Source organism: Mucilaginibacter sp., from assembly GCF_965225845.1.
Taxonomy (GTDB): Bacteria; Bacteroidota; Bacteroidia; order Sphingobacteriales; family Sphingobacteriaceae; genus Mucilaginibacter.
Window position 1 is genome coordinate 1,421,180 of sequence record NZ_CBDDBL010000002.1, and the last position, 19,866, is coordinate 1,441,045.

The 19,866-nt window shown below is 37.4% G+C and carries 20 protein-coding genes; 7 read left to right on the forward strand and 13 right to left on the reverse strand.

Annotated features, from left to right (window positions below; genetic code table 11):
- Nucleotides 1–60 precede the first annotated feature (60 nt).
- Nucleotides 61–1,269 carry a DUF2252 domain-containing protein gene (locus ACYZ0U_RS10220; RefSeq protein WP_461451989.1) on the forward strand — a complete coding sequence of 403 codons (1,209 nt, stop codon included), beginning with the start codon at nt 61–63 and terminating at the stop codon, nt 1,267–1,269.
- Here the strand turns inward: ACYZ0U_RS10220 and ACYZ0U_RS10225 are convergent.
- Nucleotides 1,266–2,039, reverse strand: a complete 774-nt coding sequence (locus ACYZ0U_RS10225; RefSeq protein WP_461451990.1) for an Fpg/Nei family DNA glycosylase — start codon at nt 2,037–2,039, stop codon at nt 1,266–1,268. The genes ACYZ0U_RS10220 and ACYZ0U_RS10225 overlap by 4 nt on opposite strands.
- 68 nt (nt 2,040–2,107) lie before the next feature.
- A complete protein-coding gene (locus ACYZ0U_RS10230; RefSeq protein ID WP_461451991.1) occupies nt 2,108–2,659 on the reverse strand; it encodes a YciE/YciF ferroxidase family protein in 552 nt (183 codons plus the stop codon).
- Between the two features lie 192 nt (nt 2,660–2,851).
- Between ACYZ0U_RS10230 and ACYZ0U_RS10235 the strand changes: the two genes are divergently transcribed.
- Nucleotides 2,852–3,193: an SH3 domain-containing protein gene (locus tag ACYZ0U_RS10235; RefSeq protein WP_461451992.1), complete on the forward strand. Its 342-nt coding sequence runs from the start codon at nt 2,852–2,854 to the stop codon at nt 3,191–3,193.
- A 47-nt stretch (nt 3,194–3,240) separates the two neighbouring features.
- On the opposite strand, the gene ACYZ0U_RS10240 is transcribed toward ACYZ0U_RS10235, so the two are convergent.
- From ACYZ0U_RS10240 to trxB, 7 genes are all read right to left on the reverse strand, one after another.
- Nucleotides 3,241–3,930, reverse strand: coding sequence for a response regulator transcription factor (locus ACYZ0U_RS10240; protein WP_461451993.1), 690 nt, complete (start codon nt 3,928–3,930; stop codon nt 3,241–3,243).
- A gap of 95 nt (nt 3,931–4,025) precedes the next feature.
- Complete coding sequence (locus tag ACYZ0U_RS10245; RefSeq protein WP_461451994.1) at nt 4,026–5,147, reverse strand: redoxin domain-containing protein; 1,122 nt, start codon at nt 5,145–5,147, stop codon at nt 4,026–4,028.
- Nucleotides 5,148–5,150: 3 nt separating this feature from the next.
- A complete protein-coding gene (gene gatB / locus ACYZ0U_RS10250) occupies nt 5,151–6,620 on the reverse strand; it encodes an Asp-tRNA(Asn)/Glu-tRNA(Gln) amidotransferase subunit GatB (protein ID WP_461451995.1) in 1,470 nt (489 codons plus the stop codon).
- A 120-nt stretch (nt 6,621–6,740) separates the two neighbouring features.
- Complete coding sequence (locus ACYZ0U_RS10255; RefSeq protein WP_461451996.1) at nt 6,741–7,544, reverse strand: hypothetical protein; 804 nt, start codon at nt 7,542–7,544, stop codon at nt 6,741–6,743.
- A 12-nt stretch (nt 7,545–7,556) separates the two neighbouring features.
- A complete protein-coding gene (locus ACYZ0U_RS10260) occupies nt 7,557–9,797 on the reverse strand; it encodes a family 20 glycosylhydrolase (protein WP_461451997.1) in 2,241 nt (746 codons plus the stop codon).
- A gap of 187 nt (nt 9,798–9,984) precedes the next feature.
- Nucleotides 9,985–10,152 (reverse strand): 30S ribosomal protein THX, encoded by a 168-nt coding sequence (locus ACYZ0U_RS10265; protein WP_461451998.1) that lies wholly within the window; start codon nt 10,150–10,152, stop codon nt 9,985–9,987.
- A 62-nt stretch (nt 10,153–10,214) separates the two neighbouring features.
- Nucleotides 10,215–11,171, reverse strand: coding sequence for a thioredoxin-disulfide reductase (gene trxB / locus ACYZ0U_RS10270; RefSeq protein WP_461451999.1), 957 nt, complete (start codon nt 11,169–11,171; stop codon nt 10,215–10,217).
- A 14-nt stretch (nt 11,172–11,185) separates the two neighbouring features.
- On the opposite strand from trxB, the gene ACYZ0U_RS10275 reads away from it, so the two are divergent.
- A complete protein-coding gene (locus ACYZ0U_RS10275; protein WP_461452000.1) occupies nt 11,186–11,407 on the forward strand; it encodes a hypothetical protein in 222 nt (73 codons plus the stop codon).
- A 1-nt stretch (nt 11,408) separates the two neighbouring features.
- On the opposite strand, the gene ACYZ0U_RS10280 is transcribed toward ACYZ0U_RS10275, so the two are convergent.
- The 3 genes from ACYZ0U_RS10280 to ACYZ0U_RS10290 all read right to left on the reverse strand — a co-directional run bounded on the left by ACYZ0U_RS10280 (nt 11,409) and on the right by ACYZ0U_RS10290 (nt 15,345).
- A complete protein-coding gene (locus tag ACYZ0U_RS10280; protein WP_461452001.1) occupies nt 11,409–13,040 on the reverse strand; it encodes an acyl-CoA carboxylase subunit beta in 1,632 nt (543 codons plus the stop codon).
- An 87-nt stretch (nt 13,041–13,127) separates the two neighbouring features.
- Entirely contained in the window at nt 13,128–14,699 is a 1,572-nt protein-coding gene (locus tag ACYZ0U_RS10285; RefSeq protein ID WP_461452002.1) for a hypothetical protein, read from the reverse strand.
- Between the two features lie 61 nt (nt 14,700–14,760).
- The gene (locus ACYZ0U_RS10290; RefSeq protein WP_461452003.1) at nt 14,761–15,345 is read right to left on the reverse strand and encodes an LOG family protein; all 585 of its coding nucleotides are present in this window, start codon (nt 15,343–15,345) and stop codon (nt 14,761–14,763) included.
- A 99-nt stretch (nt 15,346–15,444) separates the two neighbouring features.
- Here ACYZ0U_RS10290 and recR point away from each other — a divergent pair, with 99 nt between their 5' ends.
- Genes recR through ACYZ0U_RS10305 form a run of 3 tightly spaced genes read left to right on the forward strand, consistent with a single transcriptional unit; the run spans nt 15,445 to nt 17,696 of the window.
- Nucleotides 15,445–16,062: a recombination mediator RecR gene (gene recR, locus ACYZ0U_RS10295; protein WP_461452004.1), complete on the forward strand. Its 618-nt coding sequence runs from the start codon at nt 15,445–15,447 to the stop codon at nt 16,060–16,062.
- Between the two features lies 1 nt (nt 16,063).
- A complete protein-coding gene (locus ACYZ0U_RS10300) occupies nt 16,064–16,897 on the forward strand; it encodes a glycosyltransferase (RefSeq protein ID WP_461452005.1) in 834 nt (277 codons plus the stop codon).
- Nucleotides 16,881–17,696 (forward strand): SDR family oxidoreductase, encoded by an 816-nt coding sequence (locus tag ACYZ0U_RS10305; RefSeq protein WP_461452006.1) that lies wholly within the window; start codon nt 16,881–16,883, stop codon nt 17,694–17,696. The genes ACYZ0U_RS10300 and ACYZ0U_RS10305 overlap by 17 nt, the downstream gene beginning before the upstream one ends.
- On the opposite strand, the gene ACYZ0U_RS10310 is transcribed toward ACYZ0U_RS10305, so the two are convergent.
- A complete protein-coding gene (locus ACYZ0U_RS10310; protein WP_461452007.1) occupies nt 17,697–18,665 on the reverse strand; it encodes an ion channel in 969 nt (322 codons plus the stop codon).
- Between the two features lie 210 nt (nt 18,666–18,875).
- Here ACYZ0U_RS10310 and trpD point away from each other — a divergent pair, with 210 nt between their 5' ends.
- Entirely contained in the window at nt 18,876–19,865 is a 990-nt protein-coding gene (gene trpD / locus ACYZ0U_RS10315) for an anthranilate phosphoribosyltransferase (protein ID WP_461452008.1), read from the forward strand.
- Nucleotide 19,866: the final 1 nt, after the last annotated feature.

A 19,866-nucleotide genomic window follows, 5' to 3' on the forward strand; every position in this document is an offset into this window, starting at 1 on the left:
TTTTTTAACTTAGAACATTCCAACTGTTGATATTCATTTTGGAATGCCAGCAATTTAACTATGTCCAAACTATCCGAACGCCTGATCGCATTTAACAAAGAGTTATTACCCGACATGGTTCAAATGAAATATGAAGCCATGACAGAAAATGCGTTTCGTTTTTATCGCGGGACTTGCCATTTGTTTTATGAAGACCTGGCAAATGCAGATGCATTACCATTATCGCCATTAGTTTGGATCTGTGGTGATTTGCATCTCGAAAACTTCGGTAGCTATAAGGGCGATAATAAACTGGTCTATTTCGATTTAAATGATTTTGATGAGGGATTATTAGCGCCTGCAAGTTTTGAACTATCGCGTATGGTAACCAGTATTTTCATCGCATTCGATTCCCTTGGAATAGAACCTGAAAAAGCACTGAAAATGGCGCAGCTTTTTGTAAGGAATTATTGTGCAACCTTAGCTAAGGCAAAAGCTATTAGTATTGATCCGCGTACAGCAAAAGGCATCGTTTGTAATTTTCTGACTTCGGCTGATCAAACTACTGAAAAAGAACTTATCGCAAAGCGTACAGTAGCTAAAAAGAATAAGATTGAATTGTCCCTTGAGGATGAACGCCATATTAAAGTCGATAAAAAATTAAAGCACGAATTAAAGGCGCATATCAATGATTGGATAGCAACCAGCAGTGACGGGCCTTATAATTATAAAGTTAAAAGTATCATTTTTCGTGTTGCCGGTACTGGTAGCCTGGGTGTTAAGCGCTATTTATTTTTGTTAAAAAGTACCAATACTAAAAATAAATACCTGTTTGTTGATATGAAAGAGGCAAGGCCGTCATCTGTTTTGCCATATACAACCGTGCAACAATTGAGTTGGCCGAATGATGCAGAAAGGGTAATCGCCATACAGAAGCGAATGCAAAACGTATCATCATCACTTTTAAGTACCACTGTTTTTCGCGAGACTCCTTACGTGATACAACAATTGCAACCGGTAAAGGACACCATAAAGTTTAAGCTGCTTAAAGACGAATACCGTGATATTTACCAGGTAATTGACGATATGGCTGCACTAACGGCGTCTGCACAATTACGGAGCGGTGGGATGCACGGTTCTGCAATAATAGATGAACTGCAAGCTTGGGGAAGCGATCAGCAATGGCAGGATACTGTTATTGAATATGCCCGCAAGTACGCCGAAAAAGTTAAAGGCTACTATAATCAATTTGTGAAAGATTATAAGGCCGGAAAATTTAAGGCACATTAATTAAATAATTCTTGAGAGTCGGTATAATAAGTTTTACGTGAATCAACCGGTTTTTGATGAATAGTTTCGCCATTAGGTGTTTCCTTTCTTTTGGGTTGATGCACTTGTAAAAAGTCACGGTATTCGCCGCTTATAATATCCGGATGATCTTTTATTATGTGCTTTTCTGCATTTTCCAAAACGGTTTTAATTGATTTTACCAATTGTTTAATCTTATCTGCAGGAATTTTATTCGATGGCGAGAACGGCGAGAGCTTAGCATCGTACAAAATTTCATCGGCATAAGCATTACCAATGCCACGCAAAATTTTCTGATTCATAAGGACGGTTTTAATAGGAGTTTTAGTGGCGGATAATTTAGTTGCCAGGTATTTCTCCTCAAAGTCTAAAGCATCAGGGGTTTCGTTATCTGCAGGATCAAGAGTAGGAGTTGCGGCTTTTTGAAAATCAGTTAAAGCAAGTCCTGTTCCATCTTCAAATAAAAGCTCAATAATGGTAAAATTATGTTCTTTTGTTTTATGAAACATAAACAACTGACCATGTAGCATCAGGTGTAAACCAAGTATGTGCTTATTATCAAACTCAAAATGCAACTCTTTACCAGCCCTAACAACTTTAATAAGCGTGCTGCCTTTTAAAGAATCCTGTAATGCTTTTTCAGATACATTGAGTTTCGAATAAACTTTTATGTCGACCTTTTCTAATTTCTTTCCTTTTAAGGCTTTAGTTAAGTTTCGACTGAATACTTGCAGGTCTGGTAGTTCGGGCATAATAAAGGTTTATTAATGGTATAAATTTAATAAAAGCCGGTTAATTAAATAACCGGCTTTTTAGTAAATTATTCAGCCGCGGCGGCTTCATTAACATAATTTTCAGCTACTTGCGTAAGTAGCGAATCTGCATTTTTTTCTTCAGCTAAAGTTTCGTCAAGTAAACTTTGTGCTTCATCAAATCCTAAAACGCCAGCCAGTGTGCGCATAGTGCCGTAAGAAGCAATTTCATAATGCTCTACTTTTTGCGCAGCTGATATAATCGCTACGTCTCTTACTTCGGTACCTTTATCAGTTTCTGTCAAAAGTTCTTCTGCTTCTTTTAACAGACCAGCCATTGCCTCGCATTTAACTGCTTTAGCTTTTTCGCCAACCGACTCAAATACGCTTTCCAAACGTGTTACATGGTTCTTAGTTTCTTCGAGGTGATTTTCAATTGTTTTTTTCAAATCTTCCGATGTTGCACCTTTGATCATCTTAGGCAAGGCTTTAGCCAAATGTTGCTCAGCCCAATAAATATCCTTCAACTCGTCAAAAAATAATTCCTTTAATGCATCCTCCTGCTCAGGTGTGCGTGATGCCGAAGCAGCGTTTTTTGATTTTTGTGTTTTAGTAGCCATAGTAGTAGATTTATATATTATTTAATGATACGCCTAAAGTGGCGACTCGTAGATTACTACAAAATTCATTCCAATATGGAATAAAATTAATTTATAAGATAAATAATTATTAATAAGTTTATTTATGTTGGTTTTTTAAATGAACAAAACTTTTAAATTATCCTAAAGTTTATTAATGATAAAGGCAATATAATGAAACCAATATACTTTAAATTAGATAGTGGCAGGGCTTTAATTGTAGTTCCTGAAACACAGATTTTGATGGACGGCCATCCAGTTTTAAGTTTAAACTATAATGTTTTTACTAATGAGGCCGATGGCGATCATCATGGGTTCTTAAACACAACTGAGCAGGTGCCGCATAAAACAGACGGTAATTATTTAGGATTTATAACCTTTGAGCAACCCGGAAAGATGTATAGCTACACGTCAGAAAACGAAAATCCGTTAAGCAGGAGCGAAGTTGAGGAAATAATAGAACTGATAAGCCATATCAGGGAAAATCCAGATTTGTGGAAAAATAGCTTAAACTAAAAAAGGCTCCTAGTTGGAGCCTTTTTTAGTTTAAAGAAGCAAATTAATTATGCTCCAAATTTATATCCTACGCCTTTTACAGTCGAGATCACATCATCACCTAATTTTTCCCTTACTTTGCGAATGTGGACATCAATAGTACGGTTTGTAACTACTACTGAATCTTCCCAGATATTTTTTAAGATAACCTCGCGCGTGTATACTTTACCGGGTTTTGAAGCCAGTAAATAAAGCAGTTCAAATTCTTTTTTAGCTAATACAACTTTAACACCTTTTTGGTAAACCAAATAAGCTTCGCGGTCAATTACCAGGTCACCAATCTCCAATTTATTATCTGTAACATCTTCAGCCGGGGCATTGCGGCGTAGTATAGCATTAATACGGCTAACCAAGGCACGTGGCTTAATAGGTTTAGCGATGTAATCATCTGCACCAACATTAAAGCCGGCAATTTCTGAGTATTCTTCGCTGCGAGCGGTTAAAAAAACCATAAATGTGTTTTTAAACTCCGGCATGGTACGCATAATACGGCAAGCCTCGATACCGTCCATTTTGGGCATCATGATATCAAGCACGATCAAATCCGGTAATGATCTTTTTGCTTCAGTTACAGCTTCCTGACCATTATGTGCTAAAAATACCTGGTAGCCTTCTTTTTTTAGATTGTATTCAATAAGCTCCAAAATATCCGGTTCGTCATCAACAATTAATATTTTCTGTTTAGATGTGTTACTCATTACGGTTGAATTTTGATATAAAAGTATAACCTAAATAGAAGCAAATAGTTAATTAAGTATTAACAAATTGTTAAATGTTACGTAATGTTAACAATTTATTGAGGCTTATTAAACGTTTTGTTTAAAAAATCTTCAAGGTCGCTACCCCTTACATTCTTCGCAATGATAATTCCTTTGGGGTCAATGATAAAGTTTGAAGGTATGGCTTGAATATGATAAAGCACTTCGGTTGGCCCTTCAAAATTTTTGTGGTCCGACGCATGAGCCCAGCTTAACTGGTCATGTGCAATGGCTTGTTGCCAGTTAGTTTTTGAAGTATCTAGTGATATACCTAAAATGTTTAAGCCTTTAGGATGGTAAACAGCATACTGTTTAACTACGTTAGGATTTTCCATACGGCAAGGCCCGCACCATGACGCCCAAAAATCTAAGATCACGTATTTACCTTTATAGTCAGATAGTTTTATTGGTTTGTCATCAATACCGATTATAGTAAAATCTGGAGCGGGTTGGCCAATAGATACCGGCTTAATGATCATCATTTGCTTAATAAACTGAAGAACACCCGGGTTGGTACTAAACTTTCCTTTGATAGATTCGGCGTAGGCAATTAATTGAGCCTCATATTTGTCAGGGTCAAGCATGGTAGATGCATAAAAACCTGCTAATGAGTTTTTATTGTCATTTACATATTTTAGCACAACCGAACTTTCATCATTGCTTATCTTCTCAAACTGCGGGCGATAAATGTTTATTAGAGAATCTGACTCATGTCCAATTGCTTGTGCTTTTGCCTGGTATTCGTTATATAACTTGGTATTTTCATCAGCATAAACCATCGTTATTTTATTAAATTCTTTTAACTTTTCTGATTCTTCAGAGCCTGTTAACTGATAAGTATGGCTGTTATCATTATTGTCTGTAGTAAAGTTGATATCATCGCCATTTTTAGCGATCAGGTCGAATACAGTTCCTCCAACACGGAGTTTATATAATCCTTCATATGCAGCACTGTGCTTAAATTTAAATTTACCATCCTCGCTCAATTTGGTTGAGTCTACAACATTTACTGCCGAACTATCTGCTTCCATTAAGTAAATTGTTTTCAGGCTACCAGGATTATTGATAGTTCCGGCTATAGTAAAAGCATTCTTATCCGAGCAAGAAAATATGAACAGTGTTAATGCAAAAAGAGTGTATAATATGCGGTTTTTCATTTTTTATTTGGCTTCAAGTTCTTTTATTAGTAACTGATTTGTTTTTTGTGGGTCAATCTTGCCTTTTGAACTTTTCATGATCTCACCCATGAACAAACCTAAAACGCCTTTTTTTCCTTTTCTGTATTCTATTACCTTATCCGGATACTTGGCAATGGCATCGCGAATATAGCCGCTTACATCACCACCATCGTCGCTTATAAGTAAATTTAATTCGGTAGCAAGTTGTATGGCGCTTTTTTCGGGGGATGCTAATAAAGCAGGGAAAAGTTTATGTGTAGCAACGCTATTATTTATCTTGCCGGAATCAACAAGATGGATTAAACCCGCAAGATTTTCAGGTGTTACTTTAATATCAATTATCGAAAGGCCACTTTCATTTAAATGCGATTTTATAGGGCCCATTAATAAATGCACGGCAGATTTATAATTGGTTGTATGTTTTATTAATCCTTCAAAATACATGGCCAACTCCCTTTCAGCAGTTATAACAGTGGCATCATACTCAGATAATGATAATTTATTAACGTATTTTTTATATAGCTCATTTGGCAAGGCTGGCATAGCCTGCCTGATATTATTTAAATAAGCTTCATCTAAAAACAGTGGTGTAAGATCGGGTTCCGGGAAATAACGATAATCATTTGCCATTTCCTTTGAGCGCAATACTGATGTTTCTCCGGTATCGGCGTTAAAGTTCAAGGTATTTTGATGTATTCGGCCACCAGATTCGATAATACCTATCTGCCTGGTGAATTCATGTTCAATAGCGCGTTGCACATTACGGATAGAGTTTAAATTTTTAACCTCGCAACGGTTACCATACTCGGTTGCGCCTTTTAACCTTACCGAAATATTAGCATCGCAGCGCATGCTGCCTTCTTCCATATTGCCATCACAAATATCAAGGTATCGTAATAGCTTGCGTGTTTCAGTTAAAAACTGGCCAGCTTCTTCGCTGCTGCGCATATCTGGTTCAGTTACTATCTCAATTAGTGGTACACCTGCGCGGTTTAAGTCGATCAATGAATTTTCACTATGGTTATCATGTAGGCTTTTGCCGGCATCTTCTTCCATATGAATATGATGGATCGCAATATCTTTCATTTTACCATCAGTAAGCTTCACTTTTATGGAGCCGTGTAAACAGATAGGTTTAACATCCTGGGTTATTTGATAACCTTTAGGCAAATCTGCATAAAAGTAATTTTTTCGGGCGAATGTATTATTTAGGTTAATGGTTGAATTGCAAGCCAACCCCATTTTAACTGCATACTCAACTGCTTTTTTATTAATACGCGGCAGTGTACCAGGATGCCCCAATGATATCGGACTAATGTGATGATTAGGCTGAGCGCCAAAAGCTGCGGAATCCGACGAAAATACTTTGCTAAGTGTAGATAATTGTGCGTGAACCTCTAACCCTACAACCAATTCGTATTTGTCACTTATTGCGCCCGAAAGAACTGTCATAATAAATAATCTCAGCTATATAAAAGGCTGATCCAATTTTCAAATATAGGGTTATTAGTGATTAAGCGTAGAAAAACTTATCTACTAAAGTAGTAGTTTTTAGATTACTTATTGAAAAAATCAATCACTCTGATGGTGTTTCTTTCTCTTTTTGCGAGAGGCATGCCTTTCTTCAGTTTTATGCTTTTTCTTTTTCGATGATTTTTTAATTGACTTTGAATCAGAATATTTTGAATGTTTGCTTTCAGTACTTTTTTTAAGCGGGGTTGCGGCAAAAGGCCCTACCGCTTTTGTATCTGTTGAATCCTTGCTGATCTGTTTTACTGTAAACTCGTTATTGCGTATGCCATATTGCAATAAACGCTTTTGGCCATTTGGTTTTGCATCTTTTCCTGTACCATCATATAAAGCGAACTGGCGCATTAAATTTCCATCTTGAACGTAAAAACTGTCATTTCCGCGGTAGCCTTTCTTTTGTGACGAAGATAATTTCGGAAAATCAAGCTTGTTCGCCTTGCCATTATCAAATTCAAAAGCATATATCGTGGTGTTATAAACACTATCCTTTGTTTTTGCCTGGATCAATATTTCCGGATTACCATCTACATCCATATCGGTATTAAAAGCATCAACAACAACACCATCCAGATCACCGGTTGTGGTGCTATACTTCATGTTTACAGAGTCTGAGTGAAGTATTATAAACGAACCGGTTTCAGTTGAACCGCGACCCCAGCTTAGAATATCAAAATCATTACCTGGAGCAACTTCAATCAATTTATGGAATCGAAACGGATCCATTAAAGATGGTTTTTGCGACGCCTGAGGCACGGTAGCAACCGACGCAGGTTTGCCTGCTTCCTGTGCGCATCCATTTGCTAGTAAACCAGCTATCAATAAAAAAAAATAAAGCCTGTTGCTCATTTAATAAAGCGCTTAATAATATAATTCGTCGGGCGATACCTCGCCTTTAGGTTTACCCGGAATGGTTAAATATACATGCAATGTTGCAGTTGTACCAACATTATAGTATTTTAAAGTAAAGCGGTGAAATCCTTTTTGTAAAGGAACCGAACCGCCTTGTTCTAACGAACCGTGCCTGCCATCATTATTTACAACCGGCACATCATCAATTAATAATGTTGATCCATCATCAGACTGGGTAGTGAAGTTATAAACACCATTATCATCAATACGTATAAAGCCGGAATATATTACACCAAAAGCCAACGAACTCTTTTTTATAGCTGCCTGGTTAAAACTTTTTACAACGCCGGTATCAACAACTGCTGATTTGTCCAAATCAGTAGTGCTGGTAAATGTACCGGAATATAGCTGATAGCTCAATCCACTTTTATTTGTTGTATAATTAACCGGTGGCAGTGGTGTTTTATTCCACATAACGGTGTGCGTCACCACACTTCGCTTGCCTGATGGCGTAATTACGATAGTTTCCAGCTCGCGGAATTGATCTAGAGGAACATTATAACTTAAAGGCGTATTATAAATTAAGTCGGTTTCCCGGGGAGTATAACTGTCAATAGTATAATAAACCGTCGCACCCGTAACTGAAGGTTTTAGTTGAGCATTCAATTGCGATCCAAATTCAATTGTATCCTTTATACCAATTGTTGGCGGCACATGATAATCAAAATTATTTTTATCAAACCAGGCAAGATGGTTAGGCAAGCGTGTATTAGCAAAATCATTGAAGTTTTTATTAGCTAACGATGACCAGCCAACTTCACTAACTGCAAGTAATCGTGGTAATATCATGTATTCAACCTTTGCATCAGTCGCAATGTATTCCGTCCATAAATTCCCTTGTACGCCTAGTATATGTTTTTGCTGATCCGGTGTTAACGCTGCTGGTGTAGGATTGTAGCTGTAAGTTTTTTGCAACGGAGAATAGCCACCTATACCTACCGGTTCGTCACTTAGCTTTCCCTGTGCCGCATCAAGATATAGACCGCCGCTTCCGGGTGTCATGATCACATCGTGGTTTTGTTGAGCTGCGGCAATACCGCCTGCTTCTCCACGCCAGCTCATCACAGTAGCATTGGGAGATAAGCCGCCTTCCAGGATTTCATCCCAGCCAATGATCCTGCGGCCTTTTGAGTCGACAAATTTCTCCATCCGCTGAATGAAATAACTTTGGAGCTTATCTTCTTTTGACGAAGTTTTATCATCTTTTAAACCTAATTTCTTAATTAACTTTTGGCAAAAAGCAGATTCACGCCAAACATTTTTAGGAACTTCATCGCCACCAATATGAATGTACTTGCTTGGGAACAAGTCCATTACTTCGGTTAATACATCCTGCAGGAATTCGAATGTTTTGTCTGACGGGCAATATACATCATAAAATACTCCCCATGTTTCAGATACTTTATAAATTCTGCTTGGATCGCAGCTTAGTTCCGGGTAAGCGGCAAGCGCAGCTTCTGAGTGACCAGGCATTTCTATTTCAGGAATGATGGTAATGTATCTGTCGGCAGCGTATTTAACTACATCGCGTATCTGATCTTGTGTATAAAACCCTCCATAAGGCGTATTATCAAACTGTTGAGGCGTGCGGTCATGATAATTGCCAATTAAAGTTTGGGCACGCTGGCTACCGATAGTTGTTAAGCGCGGGTATTTTTTTATTTCGATGCGCCAGCCCTGGTCATCAGTTAAATGCCAGTGGAACGTATTGAATTTATACATTGCCATCAAATCGATATACTTTTTAACAAACTCGACTGAAAAAAAGTGTCGACAAACGTCCAGCATCATGCCACGATAACCAAAACGCGGGTAATCTTCTATTTGCACGCAAGGTAAATTAATACTTGCCATTCCTTCAGGAGGGATCAATTGTATTAAGGTTTGAATTCCATAAAATAAGCCAGCGCCTTTACCTGCAATGGTAATTTTTTGTGGGGTGATGGTTAAACGGTAACCTTCGGCAGGTAAGCCATCAGTACCGGCAGAAGTTAATACAATACCGTTTACAATATCATTACCTGAATTAGCTTTAGGCTGAATATTCAGCATCCTTTTGCTATGCAGGTAATCTGCTAAAAAAAGGACTGCTTTATTGTTGGGGCTATCGGCAACAAAAGCGGTTTGCTGACTTAAAGTAAATGTCCCGGGTTGCTTTTGCAGGGAAACAGGGGCGGGAATGATACCCATATTAGGGCCTGTATCCTGAGCGTTTGTAATTTTTGAAAAGAAGATTAAAAGAACAAATAGTAGCGGTAAAAAATATTTATGCATAGCAAATCAACAGCTTTAGTATAACAACCGTGAATATAACAGATTTTGAAAACGTAGGGGTAAATTGTGTAAAAATAGATGTTTAAACTAAAAAACCATTCGCCTAAGCGGATGGTTTTTTAGTTTTTTCAGGTTTTGCATCCTCAGCAGGTTTTTCTGCTTTTTCCAATGGTATAGCCGGTGCATTTTTTTTAATATGATGCGGCCTGCTTTTTCCGTATGAACCCATTGTTATTTTTCCTTTACGAGATTTTTTATCGCCTTTTCCCATGATATAATAGTATTTATATAAGGTATAAAGCTATAACAAATAAATTTGTTTTGCGATAATAATTACGCCGTCACAATATGCTCTTTTCCAGCTAAATACCGTTCCGCTTCTATGGCTGCCATACATCCTGAGCCTGCTGCAGTTACTGCCTGGCGATAGATATGGTCCTGGGCATCACCACAGCAAAATACACCCTCAACATTTGTTTGGGTTGAATCAGGCTTGGTAACGATATAACCGGTTTCATCCATATGGATCCAGCCTTTGAATATATCGGTATTGGGTTTGTGACCTATGGCTACAAAAAAGCCGGTAACATCTAAAGTAGTTTCCTGGTTAGTAACGTTATTTATTACTGTTACACCGGTTACACTTTGTCCGTCGCCAACAATTTCTTTAGTTTCGGTATTATATAATATCTCGATGTTTGGTGTATGTAGTACGCGGTGCATCATTGCTTTTGAGGCACGGAATTCATCACGACGAACGATCATCGTCACTTTACGGCACATTTTAGCCAGATAAGTAGCTTCCTCAGCAGCAGTATCACCGGCGCCAACAATAGCAACATCCTGTCCCCGGAAAAAGAAACCGTCACACACAGCACAGGCAGATACGCCAAAGCCACTATATTTTTGTTCAGAATCTAATCCCAGCCATTTTGCAGATGCACCTGTCGAGATGATAACAGTATCGGCCAAAATAGTTTTTACTTCATCAACTACCACTTTATGCGGCATGCTTGTAAAATCAACAGAGCTAACGTAGCCAAAGCGGATATCAGTACCCAAACGTTCGGCTTGTTTGCGGAAGTTTTCCATCATTTCCGGGCCCATAATTCCTTCAGGGTAACCAGGATAATTTTCGACTTCTGTTGTTTGCGTAAGCTGACCACCGGCAAGCATGCCTGTATACATTACAGGTTTTAAATCGGCACGCGAAGCATAAATAGCAGCTGTATACCCCGCAGGGCCTGAGCCTATGATCAGGCATTTAACGTGTTCAAGATCTTGAGACATTGTTACTTTTTAAATTGAAGCACGAAGTTAAGAAAAAAGGCAATTTGCTTGGTCAGATGTTGGTAAACATTAATCGTGTTAATATTTTGCATGAACCTATGCAGCTAAATGACGTAAAACATGATATGGATAAAAATAAAGCCTTAAAGCAGTTTGCAATAATTATAACTATTATTATTATAGTGTTAATAGTAGCTTTAAAGCTTTTTTTGCAGGATTTTTATAAAATGGGCTAAATTACGTTTGAATTACTCCAACATTAAAGGCCTTTTCAATAGGCGCATGATTTGCAGCCTCAATACCCATTGATATCACTTTACGGGTTTCAAGCGGATCAATAATACCATCAACCCAAAGCCTTGCAGCTGCATAATATGGCGTAGTTTGAGAATCGTATCTGTCGCTGATTTCTTTTAATAACTCTGCCTCTTTTTCCGGTGTTATCACAACTTCGCCTTTTGCCTTTAACGTTGCTGCCTGGATTTGCAATAACGTTTTGGCTGCTTGTGATCCGCCCATGACCGCAATTTTAGCGGATGGCCATGCATAAATTAACCGCGGGTCATAGGCCTTACCACACATTGCGTAATTACCTGCTCCGTACGAGTTACCAATTACAATTGTAAATTTAGGTACTACTGAATTTGCCACGGCGTTAACCATTTTTGCACCATCCTTAATAATACCGCCTTGTTCCGATCTGCTACCTACCATAAAACCGGTAACATCCTGCAAAAATACTAAGGGTATTTTCTTTTGGTTGCAGTTCATGATAAAACGGGTAGCTTTATCTGCAGAATCTGAATAGATAACACCACCAAATTGCATCTCTTTTTTACCTGACTTTACCACTTTTCGCTGGTTGGCAACAATCCCAACTGCCCAACCATCAACACGGCCTAAACCGCAGATAATGGATTGCCCATATTCGGTTTTATACTCTTCAAAATCGGAATCATCCAACAGCCGAAGGATAATTTCACGCATGTCATAAGGCTTGTCTCGCGTATCGGGTAAAATGCCATAAATATCTTTAGGTTCGAGTTTTGGTTGAGCAGGTTTTATCCTGTCGAAGCCGGCTTTGGTATAATCACCGATCTTGCTGAAGATATTCTTGATGCTATCCAGGCAAGCCTGATCATTTGGTTGCTTATAATCAGTTACCCCTGAGATTTCACAGTGCATACCCGCACCACCCAAGCTCTCGTTATCTATGTCTTCTCCAATAGCCGATTTTACAAGATATGATCCGGCTAAAAAAACTGATCCTGTGCCTTCTACGATCATCGCTTCATCGCTCATGATAGGTAAGTAAGCGCCACCTGCAACACATGATCCCATTATGGCAGAGATCTGTACAATACCCATACTGCTCATAATCGCATTATTGCGGAATATACGGCCGAAATGTTCCTTATCCGGAAATATCTCATCCTGCAAAGGCAAATAAACACCCGCGGAATCAACCAGGTAAATAATAGGAAGTTTATTCTCCATAGAGATTTCCTGGGCGCGCAGATTCTTTTTAGCGGTAATCGGAAACCAAGCACCAGCCTTTACCGTAGCATCATTAGCGACAATAACGCATTGCCTGCCTGATACATAGCCAATTCCACAAATTACGCCGCCTGATGGGCATCCACCATGTTCGGCATACAAACCATCGCCTACAAAAGCCCCTATTTCCAGCCAGGGTTTATCTTTATCTATCAGGTAAGCCACACGTTCACGCGCAAGCATTTTGCCTTTTTCTTTTTGCTTGAGTGCGGCTTTTTCACCTCCACCTAAAAAAACCTTTTTTAGCCTGGTATTTACCTCGTAAACAAGTTGTTTATTGATATCCTCGTTCTTGTTAAATTCGATGTCCATAATTGGTATAATGGGAAAAAATGTAATGTAGCTACATTAGTGTAAGAAAAGGTAAAATTGAGAAATTTTGTTTTATTATCCGTTTGTTTAATTAGATAGAAAAAGATTGTAATTAATCGTTGTATATATTTGCTGCCATCCTTTTGAATTAATCTTTTCAGTCTTGTCAACTAGTAATAAGTACTTTTTTGAATCATTTATTACTACAGGTATGTTAGTACCATTAACAATTATGTACTGATTTGTCGTATTCAATAAAAGCAATGCGTCAGGATCTGCAGCAATTATAGCCTCATTTTTATAACCTGTTGAAACGAATTTTGATATTAGGTTCAATTGAGCAGTTTCATTAGGTTGATGAGTAAATAATTTAAAACCATACAAGTTATGATCATTTGAAAATGTGGACATATTGTCGCTACTATAGGTTTTGATCCTGTAGTACATGGTTCCTACGCCGTATACAATTGATAAACAAATTATTATGTAAGCAGTAAATTTTAAAAATTTGGGTGCCTTAAAACAATAATCTATTAAGTAAGGAAATGACAATATTGTTGCCGGTAAAAATAAACGATCTTCATTACTAATATAACTCCGTTTAAGGGTAAATATAATCCAATATAAAACATACATTATGCTCACTATAAATGTTATCCTAAACATAACATCGGTTTTAAACCTGTTTTTAATGTTTTTTCCGGATAAGTAAATCAAATAGAAAAGAATTAATAAAAATCCGAACATCAATACTGTGATGTACGGATTTAAAAAAGCCATTTTGCCTTGAATATTTCCATAAAAAGAGTTTGCACTTAATGCTGAAAATATAACCCCAAAACACCCTGAAAATGCGCCTGATATTAATGCGGTAAAGTTTATCAGAAACCCTGCGCCTGATGTTGGATTGGATCCCAACCTTAGAAAGAACCAATAAAATAATAAAACTGATAATAGGTATGGGAGTATAAATGTGGCCCTTTTAATTAAGTACAAAATGGTTACTTGTTTTTTTATGTTTAGATATTCCTCAAAGAATTCGACAGCGAGGTAAGTATTAAATGCCGTGCTAAACAATAAAAAGCCGTTTTTTATAAATAAGCCAAATAAGTTGACCAATAATAACACAATTAGGTTAACCCAGTAATAAGTATGTAATTCCTTTACTTTTAGATATGAATATATATATAATGGAATGCAAGTAAAAAGGAATAGATCTGACGAAGAAAACAGGATAAAATTTATATTGATAAACCTTTGTAATAGCAAAATTAATAAGGCAGCCAAAACAGTGGTTATCGGCAAATATGACCTTCTGAAAATTTTATAATATAAAAAACCACCTACTATAATAGAAATAAAAGACAGGATACTTATAGAAAAGCCAACACTGCAATATAATAATTTAGCCACGAAATAAGGAAGTTCATATTGCCCGGGAGCCCACCAGGTTAGATTTTGAACATTAAGTTTAGTTGCATTAGCATTAAATTGTAACTGTTTATTCCAACCACCACCATTTAAGTAATTGTGTAAACTTATATAACCATGTATTGCATCACTAAAAATAATTGGCCTATTTTTTAAGCTTATTATTAAATAGACTGCGCAAAGGACACAAATACAAATAATTAAACTCTTTGATACATTTTTTATCACAAGCAATAATATAAAGAAATTAATTAATGCAGACTGGATTAATTAAATTTATAAATAAGGTTTATATTAAATTTCTGTCTCTAAACCATACTTCATCTATTTCAGGTTTAAAATTATTCATCATGTTTATTAGTTCAATCGGGTCCGCAGATGATATTACCAATTCGCGGTTCACAGGTTTTAAAAAGCGCTGTTCAACCATTACATCTAACTGTTTTAATAAAAAATCATAATATCCGTTTACATTTAATATACCAATTGGTTTGTTATGCAAGCCTAGCTGTAACCAGGTAAGCACCTCAAAAAATTCTTCCATAGTGCCTAAGCCACCAGGTAAGGTTATATAACCATCGCACAAATCACTCATTAATTGTTTGCGTTCGTGCATGTTTTCTGTAACGTGGAGTTTGGTAATACCGTTGTGCCCTACTTCTTTATCCATTAAAAACTGGGGGATAACGCCTTCAACAATGCCGCCTTTATTTAAAACAGCATCTGCAATTAGGCCCATTACACCAACTTTCCCTCCGCCGTAAACTAAATAAATTTTGTTATTTACCATAACTTCAGCTAACAGGTCAATAGCGTGCTTTAATAACGGATCTCCGTTAAAATTTGCACCGCAGTAAACGCATATTTTTTTCATGATATTGGGTTGTAATATATGACCGGCAAATTACAAAATCCACTTATTAACTAATCATGCTTTCATGTTAATGAATGATCAAATTATTATCTTCGTAACATGAACTTTTCATCAAAGTTGCTGGAGGATGCAGTAGCTGAATTTGCTAAACTGCCGGGTGTGGGACAAAAAACCGCTTTGCGCCTTGTATTGCATTTATTAAAGCAGGATAGCGAAGAAGTAGACCGTTTTACCGGAGCAATAAGTAAGCTTAGGCACGAGATACAATTTTGCCAAACATGCCATAATATTTCTGACCAATTGATCTGCCAGATATGTGCATCCCCCAAACGGGATGAGGGTACCATTTGCGTGGTTGAAGATACGCGTGATGTAATGGCCATTGAAAATACCAATCAATATAATGGTATGTACCATGTTTTGGGTGGATTGATATCGCCTATGGATGGGGTTGGCCCATCAGACCTGGAAGTAGATACACTGGTAGAACGTTTGAAAAATGATGTTGTGAATGAAGTGATCTTCGCATTAAGTGCGACAATGGAAGGCGATACAACCATCTTTTATTTGAACAAAAGATTAAAACCTTTCAATATAACTATCTCAACTATAGCCCGTGGCATAGCTTTTGGTGGTGAATTAGAATACGTGGATGAATTAACTTTAGGTCGGTCCATCGCTACCCGTGTTCCATACGAAAATTCATTATCAAAATAATATGAAATTATCTGTAGTCATTATCAACCATAACCTTTGCGAATTGCTTAAGCACACATTGACAGCTTTAGTTGACGCAGGTAAAAATATTGACTATGAGGTATTTATATTTGATAATGCTTCCATAGATGGCTCGATAAAAATGATTGAGAACAACTTTCCTCATTTTCACATAATCGCAAGCCAAAAGCAGGTTACTTATACAAAGGCTTATAACGAGGTGATCAATTTAGCATCCGGTGAGTATATTTTAGTAGTCAACCCGGATATTATATCATCACAAAAGACTTTGGAGCGTGCCCTTGAATTTATGGATGAGCATACAGAATCAGGTGGTTTAAGTGTTAGGATGATCACTCCAAAAGGAAGTTTTCTTTCTGAATCAAACAGAGGCTTATCCAGCCATTGGATTGCGTTTTTTAAACTGACAGGCTTAGCCAAATATTTCCCTAAAACCCGCATTGGCGATCGTAACCGTAAGGATTGGGTGGAGGAGTTTCAAACATCACAAATTGATTTTGTTAATGGCGCTTTTATGCTCTTGCGCAGGTCTGTTTTAAACGAGATAGGTTTTTTTGATGAGAATTTTGGCAACTATGGACATGATATTGACCTGTCATATAGAATAAGGCTTGCGGGTTTTAAAAACTACTACTTTCCTAAAACATATATCATCAACTTTAATTTGGCTAACACAGCTAAATTAAACTGGCAATTTGTGAAGAACTTTTATGGGGCGATGATTATATTCGCCTTTAAATATTTGTTCAGGATGCCAGAGATTAAATTTGGAGGCTTGGGACAAATGCCTTTAGTTTATGAAGTTGAAAGATAAAGTAGTAATTATAACCGGTGCATCATCAGGTATCGGAAAATCCCTTGCTCATGAATTTGCCAAACGTGGCGCCAGCCTTATTTTAGGTGCCAGGCAATATGTTTTACTTTGCGAAATAGCTACAGAACTCGAAAAAACATATGGAATTAGAGCTTTTGCGGTGCATTGCGATGTATCTATAGAGGATGAATGCGATCAGCTCATCAAACAGGCTTTACTTACATTTAAAAAAATTGATGTATTGGTGAATAATGCCGGTATATCCATGCGTGCTTTATTTAAAGATGTTGATGTTACAGTATTGAAACAATTAATGGATGTAAACTTTTGGGGTACAGTTTATTGCACTAAATTTGCCTTGCCCGAAATTATTAAAACCAAAGGTAGTATAGTAGGGGTATCATCCATCGCAGGCTATAAAGGCTTACCTGGGCGGACAGGTTATTCAGCATCAAAATTCGCAATGAATGGTTTTTTGGATGCTTTACGCGTTGAAAATTTAAACACCGGCGTGCATGTGTTAACTGCCTGTCCGGGTTTTACAGCTTCAAATATTCGCAATACAGCGTTGGATAAAAATGGCACTCAGCAAGGTGAAAGCACGCTTCACGAAGAAAAAATGATGACGGCTGATGAAGCAGCTAAAATTATTGTGGATGGGGTAGAGAATAGAGAAAGAACATTGATCATGACCGGCCAGGGTAAGCTAACAGTTGCACTAAGTAAATTTATACCCGGCTTTCTGGACAAGATGGTTTACAAAGTTTTTAAAAAGGAAAAAAATTCCCTGCTCAAATAGTTACATGATATGCGCGTCTGGTAAATCAACCAGATCATAATGGTTGATCTTGCCTAAATCTAAAATAATTCGTCCCTCGGGATCCCTGTCAAATATGGGCTTAAATTTGGCTCCCCAAATTATTTCCTCGTGCATGTAAGCAGTGCGTGAGTGCACAGTTTGTGAAAATGCGTCATCAAATGTTTTTAATAATACAGCAAATCCAGCTTCAGATTTTTTAAGATCAGCAAGCGTCATACCTTTTAAAGGGCTGTTTTCATTAAGCGGGTGCACAACTGTCCAGTTAAGGGTAAGGATACTAACTGATTTTCTTTCCAATTCCAAAGGAAAAAAACGGCGGATCAGTTTGCCATCCACATCCTCATTATAAGAAAATATGATCTCAATATTAAGATCAACTAAAATATTCATTCGTTGGTTAGCCAATCTAAACATTAACCCACGGCAATTATCATTATAGGGTGCTACAATTATGTTTTTACTGTAGATGATTTTGGCTGATGGTTTTGAAAAACGCCCATACAACAAACCAGTCGCCATGGCAAAGGATAGTAAACCAAGCATCGACTCAAATGCTGCTACACTGTTTGCAGCCATTCCTTGCGGATAAATATGCCCGTAACCAACTGTTGTAATAGTTTGTGCTGAAAAAAAGAAAGCCTCCCAAAAATGATTTAACCCGGTATCATCTTTTATCCCATACAAGCTGTTTGGGTCAACAACCATGTATATTAGCGCAAAAACTACGTTTAACACTACGTAAGTAAACAATACCAGTAAGCTGAATTTTCCCAGATCCATTGTAATAAGCTTATGGTAATTGTCGGCCGTATTAAAAAAGGGAAGACCTTTGCGCTTAACATTTGGCGATCCGTCTTTATTGATCAACGGTTGATTTTTAATTACCGGCTGGTAACCAAAACCAAGGTCGTCTTCAGGGTTTATTTTTCTTTTGTGATGCAGCGCCATGTGGGTAGATAAGCAACTAATATCGTAATTTTTTTATTCTGTTTGTTTTTAGAAAAACTATTACCATATTTGTTGCGGAAATGAAAACGATAGCATTAAATAACAATTGGTGGTGGCTTAACGAGAGATCGTAAGGCAATTCCATATCTGTTATTTTTAACATATACAAAAGGGTTGCCGTGTGGTAACCCTTTTTTGTTATAAAAAATTATGAAAGCGATATTAAATCACTTATTTGAGCACAAAACATTTAGCCGCGAGGAGTCAAAACAGATTTTAACTGACCTGGCTTTGGGTAAATATAACAACTCGCAAATGGCTGCATTCATGACAGCTTATTGTATGCGTAGCATTACGGTAAACGAACTGGAAGGATTTCGTGATGCCATGCTCGAGCTTTGCTTAGAGGTTGACCTTGAAACTGAGAACTTGATCGATCTTTGCGGAACCGGTGGCGATGGTAAGGATACATTCAATATATCTACACTCGCATCATTTGTAGTGGCCGGAGCGGGCTATAAAGTGGCTAAGCATGGTAATTACGGCGTTTCATCCGGTTGCGGCTCATCAAATGTTATCGAATTTTTAGGTTATCAATTCACCAGCGATGGGGATAAGCTTAGGTCTAGTATTGATAAGGCTAATATCTGCTTTTTACATGCACCGTTATTCCACCCAGCCATGAAAACAGTTGCACCGATACGCCGGGAGTTAGGTGTAAAAACATTTTTTAACATGTTAGGTCCGTTGGTTAATCCCGCAAGGCCTGACAATCAGCTGGTAGGGGTGTTTAATTTAGAACTGGCAAGGGTTTATGCTTATCTATACCAAAAATCAAATAAAAACTATACTATACTGAATGCGTTAGATGGTTATGATGAGGTTTCGTTAACCTGTGACTTTAAAACCTTCAGTGCTGATGGGGAAAAAATCTATAGCATTGAAGCATTAGGATTTGATCAATTAAACCCGGCGGAAATAAGCGGCGGACATACAGTGAGCGAATCTGCTGAAATATTTAAAAGTGTCTTAAATGGCGAAGCAACAAACGCGCAAAACAATGTGGTTTTAAGCAATGCTGCTTTGGCTATTAAAACAATTGACTCTGGCAAAAGCTTCGCGGATTGCTTTTATGAAGCCGAAGAGTCGCTATTAAGCAAAAAAGCATTAAACAGTTTTAAACTTTTATTAGCTAATTAAA